Origin of the sequence: Pseudomonas peradeniyensis (assembly GCF_014268935.2) — a bacterium.
In the GTDB taxonomy this organism is placed as follows: domain Bacteria; phylum Pseudomonadota; class Gammaproteobacteria; order Pseudomonadales; family Pseudomonadaceae; genus Aquipseudomonas; species Aquipseudomonas peradeniyensis.
Genome location: NZ_JABWRJ020000001.1, coordinates 1,660,578 through 1,682,987 on the forward strand (window position 1 = coordinate 1,660,578; position 22,410 = coordinate 1,682,987).

General features: G+C 64.2%; 23 protein-coding genes and 1 pseudogene. 7 read left to right on the forward strand and 17 right to left on the reverse strand.

Annotation, left to right across the window (positions count from 1 at the left end; genetic code table 11):
• Nucleotides 1–145: 145 nt before the first annotated feature.
• A pseudogene (locus tag HU751_RS27220) lies at nt 146–265 on the forward strand (hypothetical protein); the annotation flags it as partial.
• 40 nt (nt 266–305) lie between these two features.
• On the opposite strand, the gene HU751_RS07160 reads toward HU751_RS27220, so the two are convergent.
• Complete coding sequence (locus tag HU751_RS07160) at nt 306–857, reverse strand: YdeI/OmpD-associated family protein (RefSeq protein WP_186732840.1); 552 nt, start codon at nt 855–857, stop codon at nt 306–308.
• 22 nt (nt 858–879) lie between these two features.
• Nucleotides 880–2,013, reverse strand: coding sequence for a pyridoxal-phosphate-dependent aminotransferase family protein (locus HU751_RS07165; protein WP_186732861.1), 1,134 nt, complete (start codon nt 2,011–2,013; stop codon nt 880–882).
• 301 nt (nt 2,014–2,314) lie between these two features.
• On the opposite strand from HU751_RS07165, the gene HU751_RS07170 reads away from it, so the two are divergent.
• Nucleotides 2,315–3,250, forward strand: coding sequence for a cyclase family protein (locus HU751_RS07170; protein ID WP_186732841.1), 936 nt, complete (start codon nt 2,315–2,317; stop codon nt 3,248–3,250).
• Nucleotides 3,251–3,319: 69 nt separating this feature from the next.
• Here HU751_RS07170 and HU751_RS07175 read toward each other — a convergent pair whose 3' ends face one another.
• The 3 genes from HU751_RS07175 to HU751_RS07185 all read right to left on the reverse strand — a co-directional run bounded on the left by HU751_RS07175 (nt 3,320) and on the right by HU751_RS07185 (nt 8,691).
• On the reverse strand, nt 3,320–6,343 hold the full coding sequence (locus HU751_RS07175; protein ID WP_186732842.1) for a non-ribosomal peptide synthetase family protein: 3,024 nt from the start codon (nt 6,341–6,343) through the stop codon (nt 3,320–3,322).
• Nucleotides 6,344–6,670: 327 nt separating this feature from the next.
• The gene (locus HU751_RS07180) at nt 6,671–7,816 is read right to left on the reverse strand and encodes an AAA family ATPase (RefSeq protein ID WP_186732843.1); all 1,146 of its coding nucleotides are present in this window, start codon (nt 7,814–7,816) and stop codon (nt 6,671–6,673) included.
• 14 nt (nt 7,817–7,830) lie between these two features.
• Nucleotides 7,831–8,691, reverse strand: a complete 861-nt coding sequence (locus HU751_RS07185; protein ID WP_186732844.1) for an RNA ligase family protein — start codon at nt 8,689–8,691, stop codon at nt 7,831–7,833.
• Nucleotides 8,692–8,988: 297 nt separating this feature from the next.
• On the opposite strand from HU751_RS07185, the gene HU751_RS07190 reads away from it, so the two are divergent.
• Entirely contained in the window at nt 8,989–9,207 is a 219-nt protein-coding gene (locus HU751_RS07190; RefSeq protein WP_186713361.1) for a hypothetical protein, read from the forward strand.
• A gap of 38 nt (nt 9,208–9,245) precedes the next feature.
• On the opposite strand, the gene HU751_RS07195 is transcribed toward HU751_RS07190, so the two are convergent.
• From HU751_RS07195 to HU751_RS07205, 3 genes are read right to left on the reverse strand one after another with little or no spacing between them, the layout of a single operon-like run.
• The gene (locus HU751_RS07195; protein WP_186732845.1) at nt 9,246–9,407 is read right to left on the reverse strand and encodes a DUF2256 domain-containing protein; all 162 of its coding nucleotides are present in this window, start codon (nt 9,405–9,407) and stop codon (nt 9,246–9,248) included.
• Nucleotides 9,404–9,940, reverse strand: coding sequence for a DUF3833 domain-containing protein (locus HU751_RS07200; protein ID WP_186732862.1), 537 nt, complete (start codon nt 9,938–9,940; stop codon nt 9,404–9,406). Before HU751_RS07200 ends, HU751_RS07195 begins: the two co-directional genes overlap by 4 nt.
• A gap of 2 nt (nt 9,941–9,942) precedes the next feature.
• Nucleotides 9,943–10,485: a chalcone isomerase family protein gene (locus HU751_RS07205; protein WP_186732846.1), complete on the reverse strand. Its 543-nt coding sequence runs from the start codon at nt 10,483–10,485 to the stop codon at nt 9,943–9,945.
• A gap of 108 nt (nt 10,486–10,593) precedes the next feature.
• Between HU751_RS07205 and HU751_RS07210 the strand changes: the two genes are divergently transcribed.
• On the forward strand, nt 10,594–11,364 hold the full coding sequence (locus HU751_RS07210) for an SDR family NAD(P)-dependent oxidoreductase (RefSeq protein WP_186732847.1): 771 nt from the start codon (nt 10,594–10,596) through the stop codon (nt 11,362–11,364).
• Between the two features lie 14 nt (nt 11,365–11,378).
• On the opposite strand, the gene HU751_RS26800 is transcribed toward HU751_RS07210, so the two are convergent.
• Nucleotides 11,379–11,705, reverse strand: coding sequence for a putative quinol monooxygenase (locus HU751_RS26800; protein ID WP_367616949.1), 327 nt, complete (start codon nt 11,703–11,705; stop codon nt 11,379–11,381).
• Between the two features lie 64 nt (nt 11,706–11,769).
• Nucleotides 11,770–12,777 (reverse strand): zinc-binding alcohol dehydrogenase family protein, encoded by a 1,008-nt coding sequence (locus HU751_RS07220; protein ID WP_186732849.1) that lies wholly within the window; start codon nt 12,775–12,777, stop codon nt 11,770–11,772.
• A gap of 106 nt (nt 12,778–12,883) precedes the next feature.
• Between HU751_RS07220 and HU751_RS07225 the strand changes: the two genes are divergently transcribed.
• Nucleotides 12,884–13,774: a LysR family transcriptional regulator gene (locus HU751_RS07225; RefSeq protein ID WP_186732850.1), complete on the forward strand. Its 891-nt coding sequence runs from the start codon at nt 12,884–12,886 to the stop codon at nt 13,772–13,774.
• Here HU751_RS07225 and HU751_RS07230 read toward each other — a convergent pair whose 3' ends face one another.
• From HU751_RS07230 to HU751_RS07240, 3 genes are all read right to left on the reverse strand, one after another.
• Nucleotides 13,775–14,392, reverse strand: coding sequence for a dTMP kinase (locus HU751_RS07230; RefSeq protein ID WP_186732851.1), 618 nt, complete (start codon nt 14,390–14,392; stop codon nt 13,775–13,777).
• Between the two features lie 43 nt (nt 14,393–14,435).
• Nucleotides 14,436–14,858: a PA0061/PA0062 family lipoprotein gene (locus HU751_RS07235; protein WP_186732852.1), complete on the reverse strand. Its 423-nt coding sequence runs from the start codon at nt 14,856–14,858 to the stop codon at nt 14,436–14,438.
• A 64-nt stretch (nt 14,859–14,922) separates the two neighbouring features.
• Nucleotides 14,923–15,831: an NHL repeat-containing protein gene (locus HU751_RS07240; RefSeq protein ID WP_186732853.1), complete on the reverse strand. Its 909-nt coding sequence runs from the start codon at nt 15,829–15,831 to the stop codon at nt 14,923–14,925.
• A 255-nt stretch (nt 15,832–16,086) separates the two neighbouring features.
• Here HU751_RS07240 and HU751_RS07245 point away from each other — a divergent pair, with 255 nt between their 5' ends.
• Nucleotides 16,087–16,923 (forward strand): bifunctional allantoicase/(S)-ureidoglycine aminohydrolase, encoded by an 837-nt coding sequence (locus HU751_RS07245; protein WP_028692239.1) that lies wholly within the window; start codon nt 16,087–16,089, stop codon nt 16,921–16,923.
• Nucleotides 16,924–17,003: 80 nt separating this feature from the next.
• The gene (locus tag HU751_RS07250) at nt 17,004–17,609 is read left to right on the forward strand and encodes an START domain-containing protein (RefSeq protein ID WP_186732854.1); all 606 of its coding nucleotides are present in this window, start codon (nt 17,004–17,006) and stop codon (nt 17,607–17,609) included.
• Between the two features lie 3 nt (nt 17,610–17,612).
• On the opposite strand, the gene HU751_RS07255 is transcribed toward HU751_RS07250, so the two are convergent.
• The 4 genes from HU751_RS07255 to HU751_RS07270 all read right to left on the reverse strand — a co-directional run bounded on the left by HU751_RS07255 (nt 17,613) and on the right by HU751_RS07270 (nt 22,048).
• The gene (locus HU751_RS07255; RefSeq protein ID WP_186732855.1) at nt 17,613–19,121 is read right to left on the reverse strand and encodes an MDR family MFS transporter; all 1,509 of its coding nucleotides are present in this window, start codon (nt 19,119–19,121) and stop codon (nt 17,613–17,615) included.
• Entirely contained in the window at nt 19,111–20,247 is a 1,137-nt protein-coding gene (locus HU751_RS07260; protein WP_186732856.1) for an HlyD family secretion protein, read from the reverse strand. Before HU751_RS07260 ends, HU751_RS07255 begins: the two co-directional genes overlap by 11 nt.
• 289 nt (nt 20,248–20,536) lie before the next feature.
• Nucleotides 20,537–21,409: an alpha/beta fold hydrolase gene (locus HU751_RS07265; protein WP_186732857.1), complete on the reverse strand. Its 873-nt coding sequence runs from the start codon at nt 21,407–21,409 to the stop codon at nt 20,537–20,539.
• An 18-nt stretch (nt 21,410–21,427) separates the two neighbouring features.
• Nucleotides 21,428–22,048: a LysE family translocator gene (locus tag HU751_RS07270; protein WP_186732858.1), complete on the reverse strand. Its 621-nt coding sequence runs from the start codon at nt 22,046–22,048 to the stop codon at nt 21,428–21,430.
• Nucleotides 22,049–22,410: the final 362 nt, after the last annotated feature.

Genomic DNA, 22,410 nt, shown 5'->3' on the forward strand with positions numbered 1-22,410 from the left:
TGAAAATGCGCCTACCTACCCGTTGTGCGCCCCCAACATCCTACCTGGTGAGGCGTCGTCTTCCATCAGAGGTTGAACACGTCAGTCCGACCTGTCCGCCAACCATGGAGCTTTACGATCATGGCCACGCTCTGTGAGATCTGTAATGCACATCGCCAATGTGCTCAAGCCAGCGCTGGCTCGAGGCGAGCTGAGTCTGATCGGCGCCACCACCCTCAACGAGTACCAGAAGCACATCGAGAAGTTCTCTTGTCGTCAACATAGGGCTGGTTGCGCCCCTGGATGTTCCCGAGCTGCATCACGGGTCAATTTTCCGCCTCGGGCGCCCGAAATGCTTTGCTGTAGTAGCCGGACGAGTCGAAACAGCAAACCACCTTCTTGCCGGCCGCAAGCATATCGCAGGCATCCCCAATTCGCTTTTCACGCGTCTTGAGTTGCTTCGCTGAAGTAATCCAGTGGATCCAGTCCACCCGCGCAAGGGTCGTCGTACTGTTCCAAACCTTTTGAGCCTCAGGTGTGCTTGCCAGGGCTTTCTCGAAATCCGCTGGGATATCAGGCTCGGGCTCCTTCTTCACAGGGACGAGTTCGAGGGTAACGATATCTCCAACAGCCACACCCGCCGCTTCGAGTAAATCGCTACTGACCTTCAGCCAATGGCTCAGCTGACCATCAGGCTCTAGGGTTGCCCGAAAAGGATGCCCATTGATCGTGCCTTCAACGCTCGTCCTTCCCCGCCTCGGAAGCCGTTCACTCGCGTCCCTTGGAAGAACTGCAAACGCCCACGACCTGTCATCACCGGGCTTTGCCGGACGAAGAAGCTTGGCTTCGAATCGGGACCTCGCATCGTCTGTTGCCATGGCAAGTTCTCCCACCGAGCGCCTAGTTCACCATCACCTCGTCCAGCGCCTGCTCAAGGGTGCTGACCGTACGCTCGATATGGTGCAGCTTTTCGAGCCCGAACAGGCCGATGCGGAAGGTCTGGAAGTCGGCCGACTCGTCGCATTGCAACGGCACGCCGGCGGCAATCTGCAGGCCGTGGCTGGCAAACTTCTTACCGCTCTTGATATCGGCATCATCGGTGTAGCTCACCACCACGCCAGGGGCCTGAAAGCCCACTGCGGCCACGCTCTTGATACCTTTGCGGGTCATCATTGCGCGCACCCGATCACCCAGGGCCTGTTGTTCATCGCAGACCTTGTCGAAACCGTAGGCTTGCGTCTCTTTCATCACTTCGTTGAACCGCGCGAGGGCATCGCTGGGCATGGTCGCATGGTAGGCGTGGCCGCCCTGCTCATAGGCCTGCATGATCTGAAGCCACTTCTTCAAGTCGCAGGCGAAGCTGGTGCTTTGCGTCGATTCGATGCGCTCGAGGGCCAAGGCGCTGAGCATCACCAGGGCGCAGCAAGGTGAGGCGCTCCAACCTTTCTGCGGTGCGCTGATCAGCAGGTCGACCGCGCATTTGTGCATATCAACCCAGATCGCGCCGGAGGCGATGCAGTCCAGCACGAACAGGCCACCCACCGCATGCACGGCGTCGCCCACGGCCCGCAGGTATTCATCAGGCAGGATGATCCCTGATGACGTTTCAACGTGGGGGGCGAAGACAATCTGCGGCTTCTGCGACGCAATGGCCGCCAACACTTCGTCCAGAGGGGCCGGGGCATAGGCAGCCTGGCGCCCCGCTTCAACCGGGCGGGCTTTGAGCACCGTTGTGGCCGCCGGGATATTGCCCATCTCAAGGATCTGGCTCCAGCGATAACTGAACCAGCCGTTGCGTATCACCAGGCATTGCTGGCCGGTGGCAAACTGCCGTGCTACCGCTTCCATACCGAAAGTGCCACTGCCCGGAACCACTGCAACCGCCTGGGCGTTGTAGACCTGTTTCAGGGTGGTTGAAATGTTCTTCATCACACCTTGAAACGACTGGGACATGTGGTTGAGCGAGCGGTCTGTGTAGACCACCGAATACTCGACCAGCCCTTCGGGATCGATACCGGGATAGATCTTCGACATGGTGCGGTTCCTTTGGCAGAGAAGTCCATGGCATCGACCCTGCCCTAAGCTATTGCAAATGACAAGATGCATCAGGCACACCGCATCGCCAGCCCGGCCCCTGCCTGACTCAAATCAGGGAAACGCCCACTGGTTGAAGTCTCAACAGCTTCCCCTGCAGTCGAGTCCCGTACTGAACATCAGAGATGTCCACTTCCTTGCCTTGCACGCAAAACTCCTTGTCCCACCCACCACTTTTTCCCTTCCCCGCCTCCACCCAAAATCCGCCCCTGACATCAATTCCCGTTCAGGAGCCCAAGCATTGCGCTATTTCAAACCGCTACTACTCACCCTAGCCCTGGCCACCACCGCCCAATCCACCCTGGCCGCCGACTGGCAATCCTCCCCCTATGGCCCCAACGACGAAATCGGCGCCGCCAACCTCCTCACCCCCGAGGTGGTCAAGCAAGCCATCACTCTGGTCAAGACCGGCAAGACCTACCCCCTGGCCGTCCCCGTCAGCAAGGACCTGCCCGCCTTCCGCCACCGCAGCTTCCATCTCTACAACATCCAGCCCGGCGAACAGGCCGGCCAGACCCTGGGCAAGAACAAGTTCAGCTTCAACGACGAGCTGGTCAACGGCTGGACCGGCGTCGGCACCCAGCTCAACGGCATCGGCCATATTGGTATCGACAACGTCTACTACAACGGCAACAAGGCCGCTGATTTCGTCACCGTCGAAGGCGTGACCAAGCTCGGCGTGGAGAACGTGCCGCCGATGGTCACCCGCGGCGTGGTGCTGGACATGACTGCGTACTACGGCAAGGCCATCGTGCCGGGCGGTACGTCGTTCACCGTCAATGACATCAAGGCGGTGCTGAAACGGCAAGGCATCACCCTGCGCAAGGGCGACGTGGTGCTGTTCAACACCGGCTGGCTGGAGCTGATCGGCAAGGACAACGCGCAGTTCCTCGCCACCGAGCCAGGCATCGACCTGCCGGCGGCCGAGTGGCTGGCCGACCAGGGCATCGTTGCCTTCGGCGGCGACACCTGGGCCTCGGAGGTCTATCCGAACCCCACCGGCGAAGAGTTCCCGGTCAACCAGTTCATGCTGGCCAAGCGCGGCATCTACAACCTGGAGCTGATCGACACCCGCGCCCTGGTACGCGACAAGGCCTTCGAGTTCCTGTTCGTGCTGGGCCAGCCGCTGTACAAGGGGGCGACGCAGGTCAATATCAACCCGGTGGCCATCTACTGATCGCCCTGCCGCGATACCGACTCATCGGGCAGGTGGAAGGGCCAGGCCGGCAGCAGCCTGGCCCGGCCTTCACTTGTCCCTGTGCTGCGTGACGCCCATGAAGTCCAGGTACCTGGACAGCAGCGCCTTGTCCAGCGGCGGTGTCTTGATGCCGCTGCCCGCCAGGAAGCGGTCGGTGTTGCGCCGCTCGAAGTAGTAGGTCATCTCATAGACTTCGACCAAGGACTTGCCCGGGACCACCTCCTCCGTGAACAGGCTCAGCAGGCTGTAGAGCGGGCTGTTCTCATTGTTGCGCCAGAGCGCGAGCCAGTCGTGGAAGTGCGCCGGCTTCAGGTCCAGGTCGAAGATCTCGTTCAGGCGCACGAAGAAATCCGACACGGATAGATCGTTCACCGGGTCGGGCACCATGTGGAAGTACTGGCCGACGGCGTCCTTGTTCCTGGCGATATGGACGATGGCCTTGGCCACGAAGTCCACGGTGACCAGCTGGTCCTTGAGCCCCATGATCATCGGGTAGGTGCCCAGTGACAGGCAGCACCTCACGAAACTGCCCCACCACTGGTTCATTTCGGTGGCGCCGGTCTCACCGTTGCACATCACGAAGCCCAGGCGGATGCCGATCACCGGCAGCCCCTTCTGCCTGGCCTGCTCCAGCACGCGCTCCATGACCCATTTGCTTCTGACGTAGTTGGTGTCACGGCAGACGACCGGCAGGTTCTGGTGAATGTCTTCGTCCTCGTACATCCAGGTCTTACCGGTGAGCAGGTAACCCCAGCTGAATACCGCCACGGTGGAGCACGCCACCAGGTACTTGAGCTTGAAGCGGGTGGCGAACTCGATGATCTGCTGGATGCCGTCGACGTTGACGGCCTTCATGATGGGGTACGGCTTGATGTAGTTGACGTTACCCCCGGTGTGGTAGACCACCTCGACCTCACTCGCAAGATCGCGGTAGGCCGCCTCCGGCAAGCCCATACGCGCCAGCGTGAAATCGCCGACCACGGGCTTGATGCGGGGAGCCTGCTCCTCTGGCCAGGCCTGTTTGTATTTCTCGAGGGTGAACTTGATCCGGCTGATGGCATGGGTCGCGCTTTCGGCCCGCACCAGGCAATAGACCTCGGCTGTGGTCGTGTTCAGCAGCTCCAGCAGCAGGTGCGCGCCGACGAATCCGGTGGCACCGGTGAGCAACACCTTGCGCGGGTTGGCCAATACTTCGGGGTCGATCTGCGTCGGATAGTCATGATCCGCCTGCAACGAAATGTCGCCCAGCAGGACCTGGGTCGAGATCCGCTGCTTTTCCTCGAAGGTCAGGGGCACCTGGTCGTATCGTGCCCTGACCTGCGCGGCGAGGCCCTCCAGCGTCGGGTACAGGTAGAGGTCTATCAGCGTCAGGTGCTTCCTGATCTGCGCAGGCAAGGCGGTGAGCACCCGGACCACGCCCAGTGAATGGCCGCCCAGTTCGAAGAAGTTGTCCGCAGGATCGATGTCCTGCACTTGCAGCACATGGCGCCAGATGGCTAGCAGAATCCCTTCGATGTCCTGCTCGTCAAAGCCGTCCAGCGACAATGCTTCGTCGGTGGGCATTGCCTGCAGCGCCTTTCTGTCCACCTTGCCGCTGAAAGCCAACGGCAGGCTGTCGAGGATCACGATCTTGTCCGGCACCATGTAGGTGGGCAGGGTCTTGTGCAGTGCCTTGCGGATACGGGCTTTCACCTGTAGCGCAGTTTCCCGCGTGGCGCCGCCCAGGGTCACGAAGGCCGCCAGGATGGGTTGCCCGTGCTCAGCATTCACCGCCACCACTGCGGCTTCCTTGACATCCTCGAGGACGTTGATTGCCCCCTCGATCTCCGCCGCCTCAATGCGGAACCCGCGCACCTTGAGTTGCGTATCGTTCCTGCCGATGAACTCAAGGTTGCCGTCCGCCAGCCGCCGCACGATGTCCCCGGTCCGATAGGCGCGCAGGTTTGGCGCCCCGACGTCCGCGTCGATGAGCACGAACCTTTCGCGGGTCTGCTCCGGTTTGCCAAGGTATTCCTTGGCCAGCTGGTCTCCGCTGATGAACAGCTCCCCGGGTTCACCCACCGGCAATGGCTGTAGCGTGGCGTCGAGCACATGGAATCCCACGCCGGCCAGTGGCTTGCCGATGGTTCTGACACTCTGCCCCGGCTGGTAAGGATGGCAGGTGACCGCGATGGTGCTTTCGGTGGGGCCGTAGGCGTTGTACAGCTTCACCTTGTCCGCCCAGTACAGGAATACGTGCTCGGCGCAGGCCTCCCCGCCCACGCCGATACTGCGCAGATCGCCGATCGGCTCCTCGGTAGGCAGCGACGCCAGGATCGTCGGGGTGATCATGGTAATGACGTCGATGTGGTTGGCCCTGATGAAATCGAGCAGCGGCGCGCCCAGCACCTTGTTGTCGGGGTACAGGTACAAGCTGGCCCCCACCAGCAACGGAATCCACAGGTCCATGAAGGAGGCGTCGAAGGTATAGGAAAGCAGCTGGATGACCTTGTTCTTCGCAGACACGCCCGTGACGCCGGGGTAGTTGACGGCAAAACTGTGGACGGCACCGTGCTGGACCGCGACGCCCTTGGGCTTTCCGGTACTGCCGGAGGTGTAGATGACATAGATGAGGTCGTGCGGGGCGACTTTAACCGGCAGATTTTCAGCCGGGTGATCGGCAATCACACGCGCCTGTTCTTCCTCGGCCGGCACTACCCGCTGCCCCTGGTAACTGGAAAACTTTTCGAGTACCTGTTCAGAAGCGATCAAAAACCGCGCACCGGTGTCTTCCAGGATCAGCTCCAGACGTGCCTCGGGATAATCCGGGTCAAGCGGGACATAGGCCGCACCGGCCTTCATGACCGCGAGCATGAACAAGGGGCGGTCAATCGACTGAACGGCACAGATCGCCACCAGCGCCCCGGGGGTGACGCCGATGTCGATCAGGTGCCTTGCAAGACGATTGGCACGCTCGTTGAGCGCCTGGTAGGTGACACTGTCCGTCCCATGGTAAATGGCCGTCTTCTGCGCCTGCAGTTCTGCCTGGTGTTCGAACAACTCGACGACGGTAGTTGCGTGTGCATAGTCCATTGCAATGTTCCTCCGTTGTGTCCGACACGTGTCTGGACGCGCTCACGCCATAAGGGGGCAATGCCTCCCTTTCATGGATCGACGTCATGAGCAAACTTGGAAACTGCAAAGGGCAAGCAAAGCCGTTCATTCCAGAGGCCGGGCTCCATGGCCTGATGTCGCGTTGGGTGTCGGTAGCCCCAGACTAGTCGAGCACGCCGCTGTCATGGACCAGAGGATTACGAAAAGGCCGAGGTTTCGACAAACGGGCAATCGATGCGCAAGAGTGCCTGTAGTGGTGAACCCAGCGGCCATCCAAGGAGCGTGGGACCTTGAACATCAAGCCCCTCACCCCGTCACCACCTCATACCTCACCCGATGCGCCTCAGTCGGCAGCGGCACCTCCCACTTGAACAGCATCCGCCGTATATCGTCATTGCGCAGCGACGTATCGCGTCGCTGGTTACGCCGCATGATCTCGTCCTCCGGCCGCTCCAGGTAGACGATCTCTACCTGCGCCCCATAGCCATACAGCAAATCCAGCGTACGGCTGCGCATCTGCCCCGACAGGTGCGTCGAGTTCCACACGAAGGGCCTGCGCTCGCGCAACAGCGCCTTGGCCCGGTCGATGGCGTAGTGGGCGGCGGCGCCTTCGTTCTGGCCGTGGCGCAAGCCCAGGGCCTGGCGCGCGTCGTCGAACGACACCACCGGCAGGTCCGGGTGGTGTCGGGCGGTCCAGGTGTCCTTGCCGCTGGCTGGCAGGCCGGAAAGCATCACCACCTGGGAACCCAAGGGTTCATGCAGCGCATAGTCCGGATGCACGCGGGCGCCACGCAGGTACTGAATGCGCGTGTAGTCGTCGGCAAACGCCCGTGGGCCGTACAAGCACCCCTCCTCTGCCGCCAGCTCGCGCCATAGTTCGATGGCGGTCAGCACATCGGCCTTGCCGGCATAGTGGCGGCCCTGCATGTCGGCCTCGGCCACCGCGCAGAGCATCCACACCGGCAGCTCCCAGGACAGCTTGTGCAGCAGGAACTCCGCGCTGCGCCCGCTGCGGTCGCCCTGCAAGGCAAAGAACGGCAGTTGATGCACGGTGATGATCCGGCAGATCTGTTCACGCAGCGCGAATGGCACGCCGGCGCGCCACAGCAGCAGGCGCGCATCCACCGCGCCTCGGCGCGAGTGGCCGGGTTGGCCGATGCGCCCGGTCTGCGGGTCGATCACCGTGGTGTCGGGCTTGGCGATGTCATGCAACAAGGCGGCGAAGAACAGCACGAAGCGCTGCTCGGCGCTGGCATCGCGGTAGGCGCGCTGCGCCAGCAACGCCTCGACCACCAGGCGGGTATGGACCCACACATCGCCTTCGGCGTGATAGGTCGGATCCTGCGGGGTGTCGGCCAGGCGTGCCAGGGCCGGAATGGCCGCCAGGCAAGCGGCGCTGTCCATGTCGTGCCCGGGGTCGGGCACCAGTTGTTGCAGTTGTCGAATATCCATTTCAGGAAGCTCCTTCAGTCGCCGCGGCGTGCGCCGTGCCAGTCCAGGGACAGGCGCGGTGCGTAGAGATCGACGCCGGCGGCCAGTTGATTGGGTATGTACGGTTGGTTGGCATGGTGCTGGTCGGCGTCGAGGATGGCCTGGACGAAGTCCTGGCGTACCCACTTGAGCCGGCCCAGGGTCTGGTGCTCGTCTTCGAGCTTCAGGTACAGGCCCTCCATGCGGCTCGAGCGGTCGCACTGGCGCCAGGCACGGGCCAGGTCGAGGCCTTCGCGGCGCACCACCTGCTCGAACACTTCGCGCCATTGCGCGGTCTTGGCCAGCGAGTCGCCGAGCAACGCCATCAGCTCGGCGTAACGGCGTGGTGCCGGGCCTTCGTACAGCACCGGCACCGACAGCACCGGCCCATCGGCGAGCAGGCGGCGGCGCGCCGCAGTGGACAGGAACAGCCCCGTGGCGCGGTCCCACACGTCGAACTCGCAGAAAAAATGCGGCAGGTGGTCGTAGAACACCGAGTGCTTCTTGTGCAGCCACTCGCCATACAGCACGAAGCGGTCTTCAAGACGCTCCAGCAACCAGTGCTCGTGGGCCACGGCCCATTGCTTGAACAGGTTGAACTGGCGCTCGCGGCCACCGCCGCTGAGGTAGTGGCCACGCGATTGCAGGCGAAGCTCGCCACCGTTGGTAAAGCTGATGCCGGCGTTGGCGCCGTCGAGTTTCTCTTCCACCACCAGCCATTGGCCGGCCAACGAGCCATAGGCCACCTGGCCGGCATCGCTGTCGCCGTCCTGCAGGCGCGAGCCTTGCAGATGGGGTGTGCGGGGGTATTTGAGCAGTTCGAGGGAATGTGCGTCGGCACGAAAATCCATGTTCATGGGTTTCTCCTTGGAAATAGGGAAAAACCGACGACAGGATCAGGCAGGTACGAGGATGAAGCGCCGCCGCGCGCAAGCACGGGCAGCCATCAGGCACGATGGACCGTCGTCGGTATCAGGCGTGTTTGATGGCGCAGGGCACTGGCTTCACCACTTGGCAAAAGGTTGCGGGGATTCGAGGGCGCGCATTCAACAGCAGGTGCCATCAGCAAGTCAAGCCCTCAATGGAGGCAATGTGATAGCATCTGCGCGCCCCTGGAGGGGCAATCTTTTGAAATCCCGCAAGGAACATGCTTCGTGAAAGACTTCGTCATCAGCGTCAACAACATCGTCCTCTACATTTCCCTGGCCGTTATCTGGCTCTTCGCCCTCATCACCCTGTTCACCGGCGGATTCCTGCCAGCCCTGGGTGTGTTCGTGGTCGGCAGCCTCGGCTGGTGCATCGTTTCCGGCTTCTGGTTCGTCCAGTCCGCCACCTACGATGAGCTGCGCAAGCTCAACGCCAGCAAAGACTGACGTGTCCGGGCGGCGCAGCATCGGGTCTTGCGACCGCCCTACCCTTGCTGCTGTGTCCTGCGCGGTGGCGCCGAGCGGCGACAGCGCTGCGAACAATACTTCACCTCCTCCCAGCACCGCGCCCAACGCTTGCGCCAGGTGAACGGCCGGCCGCATGCCGCGCAGATCTTGCTGCGCTCGACGGGTGCGTGCCGAGTCATGGAGCCCCCTCCGGCAGCCGGCGGAAGAACAGGGTGATCTGGCCGATCTCCACCCCCAGCTTGCTCATGCGCGAGCGGTTGATCAGGGTGTCCTCGTCCATCAGGTACATCCAATCGTCCAGGTCCACCTGCCAGTGCCGCCCGTCTACCGGCAGATCCAGCGTGTAGCGCCAGCGCAGTGCGTTACCGGCCACTTGACCGCGAGCCTCGCCGATCACATCCCCCGCCGTGCCGCGCCAGTGGCCGGGACCGTCCGGCACCAGCGTCCAGGTGCGCCGCTGCCGTGTGCCGTCGCCATAAAGAAACTGCTCGTCGAGGATCAGCCGTTCGCCCTCCCGGCGGCTGTCGATGCGAACGTGAAAGCGCTTCACCACTTCCCCGGAGCGCTTCTGGAACATGCCCCAGGCCTGCACCGGGCGCGAGAAGAAAGCCGCCAGGTCGAAACGGGGTTGCTCGCTGGCGTACTGCTCGACTTCGACATTGCCACAGCTGCCCAGCACCAGGCAGGCTGCCAGCAACAGCATTCTGTACATGTTCATGATCCTCCTCGGGGCTTGCCGGCCAGGCCGAGCAGTTCCAGGCGCAACTGGGTGTCCCGAGCCCGCGGGTCCAGCCAGATGGCGAAGAACGCCCGGGCAAAGGCCGGGTCGGCAAGGGCGCGGGTGGGCTGGTCATCTACATAGAAGCGGCCGCCCTGCCCCGGTAGGTACAAGCCCGTGATGCGCATGCCGGGGCGTACATCCACGAATGCCTCCTGCAGTGACTTGGCCCAGGCTTCGAGCTGTTGCGGTGTAACGTGGCCGGCGCCGAGGCGGCGCATCTCTTCAAGGCTGGCTTGCACCAGCGTGTCCCGGGACAATGAGCGGTGGTAGGTCAGTTCCAGGGCGAAAGGCTGGTTCCAGTCATGGCGCGGACCCTCGGTCCACAAGCGTGCGCTGTACAACCGCAGGCCGAACCAGGTGAAGTCGCCACCGCCCAGTTGCTGGGCCGCCGGCAGCGCTGCACGCCAGTCCGCAATAGCTGCTGGCATCGACGTCAGCAGCAGGCAGATACAGGCCAAGCGCGCAAGGAATGCCATGACGAATCTGCAGAAAGACTTAACTTATACAAGACTAGTTTTCTGTACAGATAAATCAAATCATGTATAGATTTAAGGGTCGACTGCACCTATCAGGTAGATCGTCCAATGAGCCTGATCACCCATCTCCATGCACCCGCCAACGTGCTGGTCTGCGGCGCCAGCCAGGGCATCGGTCTTGCCCTGTGCTCGCAGCTGTTGGCACGTGATGACGTCGGACTGCTGCTCGCTGTTTCGCGACAGGCAACCAGCAGCCCCGAGCTGGATGTGCTGGCCCAGACGCACGGCCGCCGTTTGCTTCGCCTCGACTGCGACGCTCGGGATGAACAGGCGCTGCAAGCACTGGCAGACCAGGTCCGTGGCTGCTGCGATCAGCTGAACCTGGTCATCAGTACCCTCGGTGTGCTGCAAGCACCGCCGGCGCGGGCCGAGAAGTCGCTGGCGCAACTGGATCTGGCGGGGTTGCAGGCCAGTTTCGCCACCAACTGCTTCGCCCCTGTCCTGCTGCTCAATCACCTGTTGCCGTTGCTGCGCCGCCAGCCCGTCACCTTCGCGGCCCTGTCGGCGCGAGTCGGGTCGATCGGCGACAACCACCTGGGCGGCTGGTACAGCTATCGCGCCAGCAAGGCCGCGCTCAACCAGTTGTTGCGCACGGCCAGCATCGAGCTCAAGCGGCTCAACCCCGACTCGACAGTGCTTGCCCTGCACCCCGGCACCACCGATACCCAACTTTCACGCCCATTCCAGGGCAATGTGCCCCTCGAAAAGCTGTTCGCGCCAGCGTTTGCCGCCAGTTGCATCCTCGAACTTGTCGGCCAGCACGGGCCGTCAGAGACCGGTACGTTCTGGGCCTGGGATGGCAGCCCCGTTCCCTGGTGATCCGCAGGCGTTCCTCAGGGATGAGGCGCGACGGCGGTGGACACCGGATCGAGGAAGATCAGTTGCAGCGGCTCCGCCAACAGCTGGTCGGCCTGCTCGGCAAAGCACTGGAAGTGCTCGGTGGCCAGGTGCGTGTCCAGGGCCTGCTGGTGGTCGAACGCCTCGCGCATGTAGAACGTCCCGGGCTCATCGCTACGCTCGAACAGCATGTAGTCGCGGTTGCCGGGCTCCGCCCGGGTCGGCTCGATCAAGGCCAGCAAGGCCGCTTTCAGCGACGCTGCCTGGCCTGGCTTGGCCTTGAGGATGGCAAGGGAAACGAGGGGATGGTCTTGTTGGTTCACATCAATCTCCTGGTCAATCGCAAGGGGCCGGATCGACCGGCCCGCCGTTGTCTCTCGGATGGGCTCAGAAGCCTTCCAGAACGATCTTGCCCCGCGACTTGCCGCTCTCGACCAACGCATGGGCACGGCGCATGTTGGCGGCATTGATGGCACCGAAATGCTCGCCCAGGGTGGTGCGCAGGATGCCCTGGTCGATCAGCCCGGCCACCCGCTCGAGCAGCTCGTGCTGGCGCACCATGTCGTCGGTCTGGTACAGCGAGCGGGTGAACATCAGCTCCCAGTGCAGCGACAGCGACTTGCGCTTGAGCGGCATGACATCCAGGGTCTGCGGGTCGTCGATCACCCCCAGGCGACCTTGTGGCCGCAGCACCTCGACCAGTTGCGCGAAGTGCTGCTCGGTATGGGTAAGGCTGGCGACATGGCTGACCGACTCGATCCCCAGGGCCTGCAGTTGCCCGTGCAGCGGCGCGCTGTGGTCGATGACATGATGGGCGCCCAGTTCGCGTACCCAGTCGGCGGTCTCGGCGCGGGAGGCCGTGCCGATGACCGTCAGGCGGGTCAGTTGCCGGGCCAGTTGCACCAGCATCGAGCCGACGCCGCCGGCGGCGCCGATGATCAGCAGGGCATCGCCGTCCCCGCCGCCTTCGAGCAAGCCTAAGCGGTCGAACAGCAGTTCCCAGGCGGTGATAGCCGTCAGCGGCAGCGCTGCTGCCTGCGCCGCATCCAGGCTGCGCGGTTGGTGCCCGACGATGCGTTCGTCGACCAGGTGATATTCGCTGTAGCTGCCGGGCCTGGCGATGGAGCCGGCGTAGTACACCTGGTCGCCTGGCTTGTACAGGGTCACCTGAGGGCCGACTTCACGGACGATACCGGCCGCGTCCCAGCCGAGTATTTTTGGCTCACGCGTGAAAGTTCCGGCGCGGACCTTGGTGTCGACGGGGTTGACCGACACGGCCTTGACCTCCACCAGGATGTCCCTGGGCCCTGGATTCGGTCTGGGCATGAAGATGTCCTGAAGAGACGCAGGATCTTCGATGGGCAGGCCATTCTGGGTAAAACCGATCGCTTTCATAGGCACTCGCTGCTGGATATGGTTTGATTCGTGAACCCAGTCTGGCGCGTCCGGTCGTTGGGAAAAACGGGCTGAGCCCGTGAACACTTTCATTGCAGGAGTGAAAATGATTCGCCTCGACGACCTGGGCATCTTCGTTCGCAGCGCCGCGTTGGGCAGCTTTACCGCCGCCGCCCACGAAGCCGACCTGCTGCCCGGCCAGGCGGCCGAGGCGGTCAAGCGCCTGGAGCGTGAGCTGGATGTACGGCTGTTTGCCCGCACCACGCGCAGCCTGCGCCTGACGGCCGAAGGCGAGCAGTACCTGCCCTCGGCCCTGGCCGCCCTGGAGGCCCTCCGGCAAGGGCGGGACAACCTGCAGCAGGAAAGCGCCCGCTTGAACGGGATCCTGCAGGTGGCCGCGCCGTCCGACCTGGGGCGCAACGTGTTGCTGCCCTGGTTGACGGCGTTTCGCCGCGAGCACCCACAGTTGAACCTGCGCCTGTTTCTCTCCGACCAGATCGCCGACCTGTTCCGCGATCCGGTGGACATCGCCATCCGCTACGGCCTGAATGCCGACGCCAACTACATCGCCCTGCCACTGGCGCCGTGGAACCGCAAGGTGCTGGTGGCCTCGCCCGAGTACCTGGCGCGGCAAGGCACGCTGCACACGCCCGAGGCGCTGCGCGAGCACCAGTGCCTGCTGTACATGCAGCAGGGCCGGGTCTACGACAAGTGGCAACTGGGGACACAGACCGTTCAGGTGCGTGGCGCCCTGTTCTGTGACGATGCCGATATCGCCCGGCGCTGGGCCGTGGCGGGCGAAGGGATCACCTACAAGTCCTGGCTGGATGTGAGTGACGATGTATTGGCGGGACGGCTCGTCGTGCTGTTGCAGGATCACCCCGGGCCGGGCATGCCGCTGAGCCTGGTGTGCCCGCACCGCAAGCAGTTGTCGCCTGCGGTGAAACAGCTGCACGCCTGGCTGTCGAGTCGCTTCGCCGCGCTTGAACGCTACTGATCAGGCTACCGGCAGCACGCCCTGGATCGCCGATACCACCTGCCGTGTCGCCACTTCCAGGGTGTCTTCATTACGGCACAAGAACCAGCCTTGATCGGCAACGGCTTGCTCGAATGCTTGCGTGCAGGCCACGTGTTCATCCAGTTCATACATCACGGTACTGCTCAACCCACGCGAGCGCGCCGCTGCCCTCGCCCAGGAAATTTCAGGCTCGGTGACCACGCCCACATGCAGGTCCGGCACCCGCACGTCGCATTCGATGTTCAACCGTAGAATCTCGGCAAACGGCACCAGCCGGCGAAACGCGGCATCGGACGGATACCAGCGGTCGATCAGGATGATGCTGTCCTTGGGCTGCCTGGCCAGCACATGCCAGGAAATCCAGGCCCGGCTATGCGCAAGGCGCTCACAGACCTTCATCTCCAGATCCCGGCAGGGATTTCTGACGAACTGGTTGACCAGGGCCATGGTTTCGCCCCGGTAGGGATCGCTCTTCTTCTCGCTGATGCGGATCACCTTCCTGTTGTCCGCCCTCAGCGCTTGGGTGACGGATTCCAGCAGCGTGGTCTTGCCGGTGCCCTTGGGCCCGTCGAGGGAAATGAACAGCGAATGATTCATGCGTCACACAACGTTTGGATTTCCTTCATCGACAGGCATTGGCTTACATCAGGCAGTAGAACTCGCTGACCTCTGCGACGATCTCCCGGGCGGCATTGTACAGCCTTGCCTCAGGTGTGAGGGCCATGGAGCGTGCTTCGAGCAAATAGCGCTGGCCGGCCTGGAAATGGGCGTAGTCGAGGGTCAGATAGCATTGGCGGACGGTGGTGCCACCCATCATGCTCAGCCCGCCACCGCCGCTCGTTTCGTAGTCGAACCTGACCACCAGCTCATGGCTGCCGGGAGTTACCTGGAAGAAGCGACCTTCTTCCAGGCGCTGCTTGTCGAGGCGTTCGGCCAGCAGCACGCGGTCGTTGGGGAATGGCAGCGAGAGGTCGACCCAGGCCATCTGTGGGTTGGCGGCTGGCATTGGGGCCTGGCAACCCGGGATGGCGGTGATCAGGAACAACAGCATCAGCCGGCGCATGACAAAGACTCCTCTGGGGCCTGTATCAAGGATAGCGCCGTGGCCTTGGCAACGGAGGGGTTTGTCAGGCTTCGGGCACCCGTGGCAGGGATTCGGCCTGGGCGGTGCTCTGCGCAGCCGGCGGGGTCAGGCGCAGCACCCGGTCGCGGCCACCCTCGGCGAGCAGATAACCACCCTTGCCGTCCGGGACAATGGCCTGGGGCGCCTTCAGGTAGTTGAGCACCGTGTGACGAGTACCATCGCCGTCGATGCGCAGCAGGCGCGCACGGTGGGTCGAATCCTCACTGATCCACAAGCCACGCTGGTCGCAAAGCAGGAACGTCGGATTGCGCAGGCCCTCGACCACCACCGGGTCGGCACCCTCGGCGTTGAACGCACGGATCTTGCCGGTGGCCTTCTCGGTGTACAGCAGGCGCCCGTCGGTGCAGCGGGTCAGGCCTTCGGTTTCGGTCAGGCCCGCACGCAGCACATCGAGCTCGCCGCTGCGCCAGTCGTAGCGCATCAGCCGGCCATCGCCCTTGCGGTCCTCGATGGCGTAAAGATGCTTGCCATCGTTGTACAGGCCCTGCACGTTGTTGCCTTCGAACAGCTGGCTGACCTGGCCGTTGCGCGACACGCTGACCGGCGCCCCGCCCACCTCCTGGCTGAACGCCCAGCCACCGTCGACGGCGACCATGCCATCGGGCTTGGACAGGCCCTCGAGCACCACCATCCGGTCGCCCTCGGCGGTGATGCGCATGATGCTGCCCTTGCCGCCGTTGAGTTCGCGGCTGACCAGCAGGCTGCCGTCAGCCTGGGGCAGCAGCGAGGCAGCCCGGGTCACCGAGTTGTGCAGCACTTGCACGCTCCAGCCTTCGGCAGCCTGCACCGGGTAGAAGGACTGCCAGGCGAAGAAACCCAGGGTACAGGCCACCAGGCCTCCGGTACCGGCCAGAGCGAGGCGGACAGCACGTTTGCGCAGGACAGGCATCATCGATTCAGCTCCGTGGAAGTGCTGGCGATGCTAGCAAGGTGATGTGAAAAAAATGTCATTGCCATAAAACCTGGGAAACTTCCTACACCCGCGCCATGAGAATACCGTCATCACATTCAGCAATTGGATACCGGGTATTCCAACATTTAATTTGTAGATGGCACAGCCACGCCCCTATGCTGGCGGTGCATCCCCTGCACGCACCGGCCGGTGTGGTCCAAGGCATGGGGAGAGAACAACAAGTCGAGACCGTTCATGTCGAAACCTTCCTACTTCGCCCCCCACGGTGGGCACCCGGCTCAGACCGAGCTGCTGACTGACCGTGCCATGTTCACCGAAGCCTATGCCGTCATCCCCAAGGGCGTGATGCGTGACATCGTCACCAGCCACCTGCCGTTCTGGGACAAGATGCGCATGTGGGTCATCGCCCGTCCGCTGACCGGTTTCGCCGAAACCTTCTCCCAGTACATCGTCGAAGTCGCCCCTGAAGGCGGCAGCGAGCGTCCTGAGCTGGACCCGAACGCCGAAGCGGTGCTGTTCGTGGTCGAGGGCGAGATCGACATCACCGTCGAAGGCAAGCACCACACCCTGGTTCCCGGCGGCTACGCGTTCCTGGCCCCGGGCGCCGACTGGAGCCTGCGCAACAACAGCAAGGCCAACGTCACCTTCCACTGGCTGCGCAAGCACTACCAGAAGGTCGAAGGCCTGCCGGTTCCGGAGTCGTTCGTCACCCACCGCGACAACGCCACCGTCATCGAGATGCCGGGCACCGAAGGCCGTTGGGTCACCACCCGCTTCGTCGACATGGCCGACATGCGCCACGACATGCACGTGAACATCGTGACGTTCCAGCCGGGCGGCGTGATTCCGTTCGCCGAGACCCACGTCATGGAACACGGCCTGTACGTGCTGGAAGGCAAGGCGGTGTACCGCCTGAACCAGGACTGGGTCGAGGTCGAGGCCGGCGACTTCATGTGGCTGCGCGCCTTCTGCCCACAGGCCTGCTACTCCGGCGGCCCGGGCCCGTTCAGCTACCTGCTGTACAAGGACGTCAACCGTCACGTGCACCTGACGCTCAATCCGCAGCGTTGATGAGCATGCAGGAGCGGGCACGCCCGCTCCTGCAGGTCTTGATCCATACTGATCGGACCTTCCCTTTCGACCTCCCCGCCATGACCCACCTACGCCCTATGCTTGTCCTGCTGCTCCTGCTGCCGGGCACCTTGCCGTGGGCAGACGATTGGCAACTCGCCCACCAGGAAGACGGCATCGATGTCTACCTGAGCAGCGTCGACGGTTCGCCCTACCAGCAGTTCCGCGGCATCGCCCGGATCAAGGCCAGCCTGCGTACCCTCACCGACCTGCAGGAGAACCTGCGGGTGGCCTGTAAATGGCTGTACGCCTGCGCCGACATGCGCCTGCTGGAGGTGGACGGCGACACCACCTGGGTCTACCTCACCACCGCCCTGCCCTGGCCAGCCAAGCCCCGCGACATGGTGCTCAAGGTACGCACCGAGCGCCTCGACGACGACACCCTGGTCCGCCACCTGAGCGCCGAGCCCGGACGGGTGCCGGCCGCGCCCGGGCTGATCCGCGTGCGCCGGCTCAGCGGCGAGTGGATCATGCGCCCGCTGGGCGAGCGCGAGACCGAGGTCACCTACCAGCTGCGCGCCGACCCGGCCGGCGATGTGCCGGGCTGGCTGGCCAACCGCTTCGTCGTCGATGCGCCGATGGTCACCCTGAAGACCTTGCGGGCGGTGGCCGAGCGTCAACCGTAATTGCTAGCGACTGCGCAGCAGCAGGGACGCCAGCGCGCAACCGAGCAGCGCCACGCACGACAGGTAGAACGCATCCGAATAGGCCATCAGGTAAGCCTGCTCGCGCACGCTGCGGTCGATCAACGCCAAGGTCTGCATCACCTGCGGTGACTGCGGATCGACCATGCCGCCGGGCAGGCGCTGCTGCAGCGCGCCGTCGAACAGGGTCAGCCCTTCGCCCACCCGCACCGAATGAAAGCGCTCGCGCTGCGACACCAGTTGCGTCAGCAGCGCCGTGCCCAGCGCGCCGCCGAGGTTGCGCAGCATCGAGATCAGCGCCGAGGCCGAGCCGGCCTGGGCCTTGTCCAGGCCCTTCACCGCCAGCACCGACAGCGCCACCATGATCAACGGCTGGCCGATGCCGCGCACCACCGTCGAAGGGATGATCACGTTGCTGCCCGCGTCCACCGTCAGTGTCGATCCCAGCCAGCAGCCCAGGGCCATGATGGCGAAGCCGCTGGCCACCAGCAGCTTGGCGTTGAGCCAGCGCATCAGCCGTGGCAGCAACGGCGCCAGCAGCAGCTGGACCATGCCGTAGGCGATCAGGCTCTTGCCGATCTCGCTGGCACTGTAGCCCTGCACCAGCGACAGGTAGTTGGGCACCAGGAACACCAGGCCGAAGGTCGCCGCGCCGAACACCGCCATGGCCAGGCTCGACACGCCGAAGTTGTAGCTGCCCAGCAGGCGCAGGTTGATGAACGGCCGCGCGCCCCACAGCTGGCGCTGGATGAACAGCGCCAGGGCGATCACCGCGACGAGGCTGAAGCCGACGATGAAGCGCGATTCGAACCAATCCTTGCGCCCGCCCTCCTCCAGCACCACCTGCAAGGCCCCCAGCCCCAGCGCCATGGCGACGATGCCCAGCCAATCCGCCTGGCGCAGGGCACTGCGATCACCGGCCTGGCCCTTGATCGACCAGGCCACCGCCGCCAGCAGGGCAACGCCCGGCGGCAGCTGCAGCAGGAAGATCCAGCGCCAGGAGTACATGTCGGTGAGCCAGCCGCCGATCGACGGCCCGGCGGCTTGGGCCACGCTGTTGGACAGGCTGAACAGCGCCATGCCCAGCGCCAGGCGGCTGGCCGGCAGCTCGGTGATGATCAACTGCATCGACAGCGGGATCAGCACCGCGCCGGAGGCGCCCTGGATCACCCGCAGGCTGATCATCGCCTCCAGGCTGCCGGCCATGGCGCAGCTCACCGAGCTGACCAGGAACACCGCCGAGCCCACCAGCATGACCCGACGCAGGGAGAACACCTGCACCAGCCAGGCGGTCAACGGGATCATGCTGATCTCGGCCACCAGGTAGGCGGTGGAGATCCACGAGCCTTCCTCGAAGCTGGCCCCCAGCGCGCCCTCGATCTCGGGCAGGGCGGCGCTGGTGACATGCACGTTCATGCCGGCCATGAAACAGCCGAACAGGCCGCCGATCACCGCCACCCAGGCACGCAGGGAGACTTTGTCTTCAGCGCTCATGGCGGGCCTGCCGGGTGTCGACGGTGGCGATCACCGACATGCCGGGCAGCAGCCGTGGGCTGTCGTCGCCCTCCAGGTCGAGGTGGATGCGTACCGGAAAGCGCTGGACGATCTTGGTGAAGTTGCCGGTGGCGTTGTCCGGCGGCAGCAGTGCGAACACCGCGCCGGAGCCTGGGGAGACGCTGTCCACCGTACCGCGCCAGTGCTGGCCGAAGGTGTCGACCTCAAGGGTCACCGGCTGGCCGGGACGCATCTGCGCCAGCTGGGTTTCCTTGAAGTTGGCCACCACGTAGGCCTGCGCCACCGGCACCAGCGCCAGCAGCGGCAGGCCGGGGGTGACGTACTGCTGCTGGCGCACCTTGCGCTGGCCGACCACGCCGTCGAACGGCGCGCGGATCTCGGTGTCGGCCAGGGCGCTGCGGGCCAGGTCGGCCTCGGCGCGGGCCTGGTCGAGGTCGGCCTGGCGCTGCAGCAGCTCGGCGTCCAGTTGCTTGCCCTGCTGCTCCAGCATCGCCTTGCGCGCGTGCTGGCGGGCCAGTTCAGCGTCGGCGGCGCGCTGCATGGCCTGGGCCTGGATGCGGGTGGCGCGGGCCTGCTCCATGCGCTGCACGCTGGCCGCCTGCCATTGCGCCAGGTGCTGGTAGCGCTGCCAGTCGGCCTCGGCCCGTTGCGCCTCGCCGCGGCTGCCACCGCGTTCGGCGTCGGCACGGGCGATGGCGTGGGCCTGCTCGTCCTGTTCGGCGGCGAAGGCACGCAGGCGCATGCGCTGCACCTGCAGCGCCGCCTCGCTCACCGCCAGGTGCGCCTCGGCCTTGCGCAGGCGGTCGCGAAAGTCCCGTTCGTCCAGGCGCACCAGCAGGTCGCCGGCCTTGACCGTGGCGTTGTCCGCCACCGCCACCTCGGCCACGTAGCCACTGACCCGGGCACTGATCGGTGCCCAGTCGGCGCGCACGTAGGCGTCGTCGGTCTGCTCCAGGAAACGGCCGTCGAGCCACCAGTAGCCGCCATAGGCCGCCACCAGCAGCCCGAGCCCCCCGGCCAGGCCGAAACGCAGCAGACGCTGGCGATGCCGGCCGCGGGTTTGCTCGAGGGTGTGCTGGGGATCTGGGCTGACCGCCTGGTTCATGCTGGGCTCCATCCGATGGGGGGAGCGTCAGGGTACGGAATCTGCGATTGTCGTTCGCTCGCGAATCAGCAAGCAATCGTCGCGAAATGGACAGCAGATCAACTAACACCAATGGCGGGTTAGAGCACCTGTGGGAGCGGCCTTGTGTCGCGAAAGGGCCGTGCAACGGCCCCAGGATGTCAGCATTTACGCAAAAATCGCCGGGGCTGCTACGCAGCCCTTTCCGACCGGTCCGACGCCTCGGCAAGGCCGCTCCCGCAGGGCGGGGTGTGTTCGTTGTGGGATGCGTTCAATCCTGCAGGAACGCCAGCACCTGCTCTGCGGCCATCTGCGGATCTTCCTGCATGAAGCAGTGCCCACCTGCCACCTGCTGCGCACTCACCCGGGCGTTGAGCCCCGCCAGGCGCTGTACCGAATGTGGCACGAACGGATAGGTCTGCTCGCCGTACAGGATCCGCGTCGGTGTCTGGATGCTGCCCAGCTGCTGCCACATACGCTCGGGGAACGAACTGAAGATCTCCACCTCACGGCTGGGCCGGCACTTGAGCACCACGCCTTCGCCGCAATCGCCGATGGCGTGCTCCACATAGGCCTGCAAGGCGGTGTCGGTCCAGCCCTTGAAGATCCCGCGCCCTTGCAGCGAGGCCTGCGCCGCCTCGCGATCAGGCCAGTGGCTGCGGCGGGTGGCGGCCTTGCGCGCCAGGGCGTGGCGACGGTGCAGGCCGACCATGCCGGCGGCGCCCATCACCCCGATCATGCGCCGGCTGAACAGCACCGGATCCAGCAGCACGGCGCGCTGGAACAATTGCGGCTCGCTGGCCAGGATCAGCCCGGTGAGCACGCCGCCGAAACTGTGGCCCAGGGCGTAGCGCGGGACATCGCCATACTCGCCACGCCCGACCTCGAACGCCTCCACCGCCAGCGCCGCGCTGCGGTTCCAACCGCAAAAGGCGCCGCCGTGATCACTGTCGCCATGGCCTTGCACATCGCTCAGCCACAGGTCGAAATGCTCGCCCAGGCGCATGAGCATGGGTTGGTAAACCAGGCTGCAGAAGCCGTTGCCATGCAGAAAGTGCAGCAGCGGCCTGCCGCTGGCGGGGGTTCGCCATCCGCGCAGGGTAAAACCTTCCGCGCATTCATGGGACCAGGGAATCAACTCCATCGACGGCACTCATCGGCTCTAGGAAAACGCCGATTCTACAAACAGCAGCGGATACAGTGAAATCACCAGCAGCACGGCCATCAGGACATTGAACAGCACCACTGCGCGCGGATTGCGCAGCAGGTTGCGCAAGGCGCTGCCGAACATCACCCAGATGCCGACGCTGGGCAGGTTCACCAGGGCAAAAACGGTGGCGATGACGATTACGTTGAACACGTAGCCCTGGGCCGGCGTATAGGTGGTGATCGCCCCGATCGCCATCACCCAGGCCTTCGGGTTGACCCACTGGAATGCCGCGGCGCCCCAGAACCCAAGCGGCTTGCGGCTGCCGGCGGCATCGCCGGACATCGGCCCTGAGGTGGCGATCTTCCAGGCCAGGTACAGCAGGTACGCCGCGCCCGCGTAGCGCAGGATGCTGTACAGCGGCGGCCAGGCCTTGAACACCTCGCCCAGCCCAAGGCCCACCGCCAGTACCATCACCATGAAGCCGACGCTGATGCCCAGGGCGTGGGGAATGGTGCGGCGCACGCCGAAGTTGACCCCCGAGGCCAGCAGCATGGTGTTGTTCGGACCGGGGGTGATGGAAGAGACGAAGGCGAACAGGACGAACGCACTGAGCAGATCGAGCGAGGCAAGCATGGCGGCGGTTTCCGGCTTTTCTGATTATCGAAAGGCCACAGTAGCGGAGGGTTGGATGCAATGACCGGTACAGTTGGGTGAAATTGCGTGGATACACATTTCTGAGCTGGTTGTATGGCTTGAGGCTTCTGTCGTTCTTGAGATCGAGCGCCGCCCGCGCGGCGCATCGCGGATGAATCCGCTCCTACATTTGTTGCAACGTGCCGAACCTGTCAGGCCATGGTTGCCAGCCTTGGCGCCTGTCTTGAGACAGGTGGGGCGGCGGCAATGCACGTCGAAAAATCGCGTCGAGCCCACAAGGCTTACAACCATGGCCTATCAGGCATGGCCACGTTGCAACAAATGTAGGAGCGGATTCATCC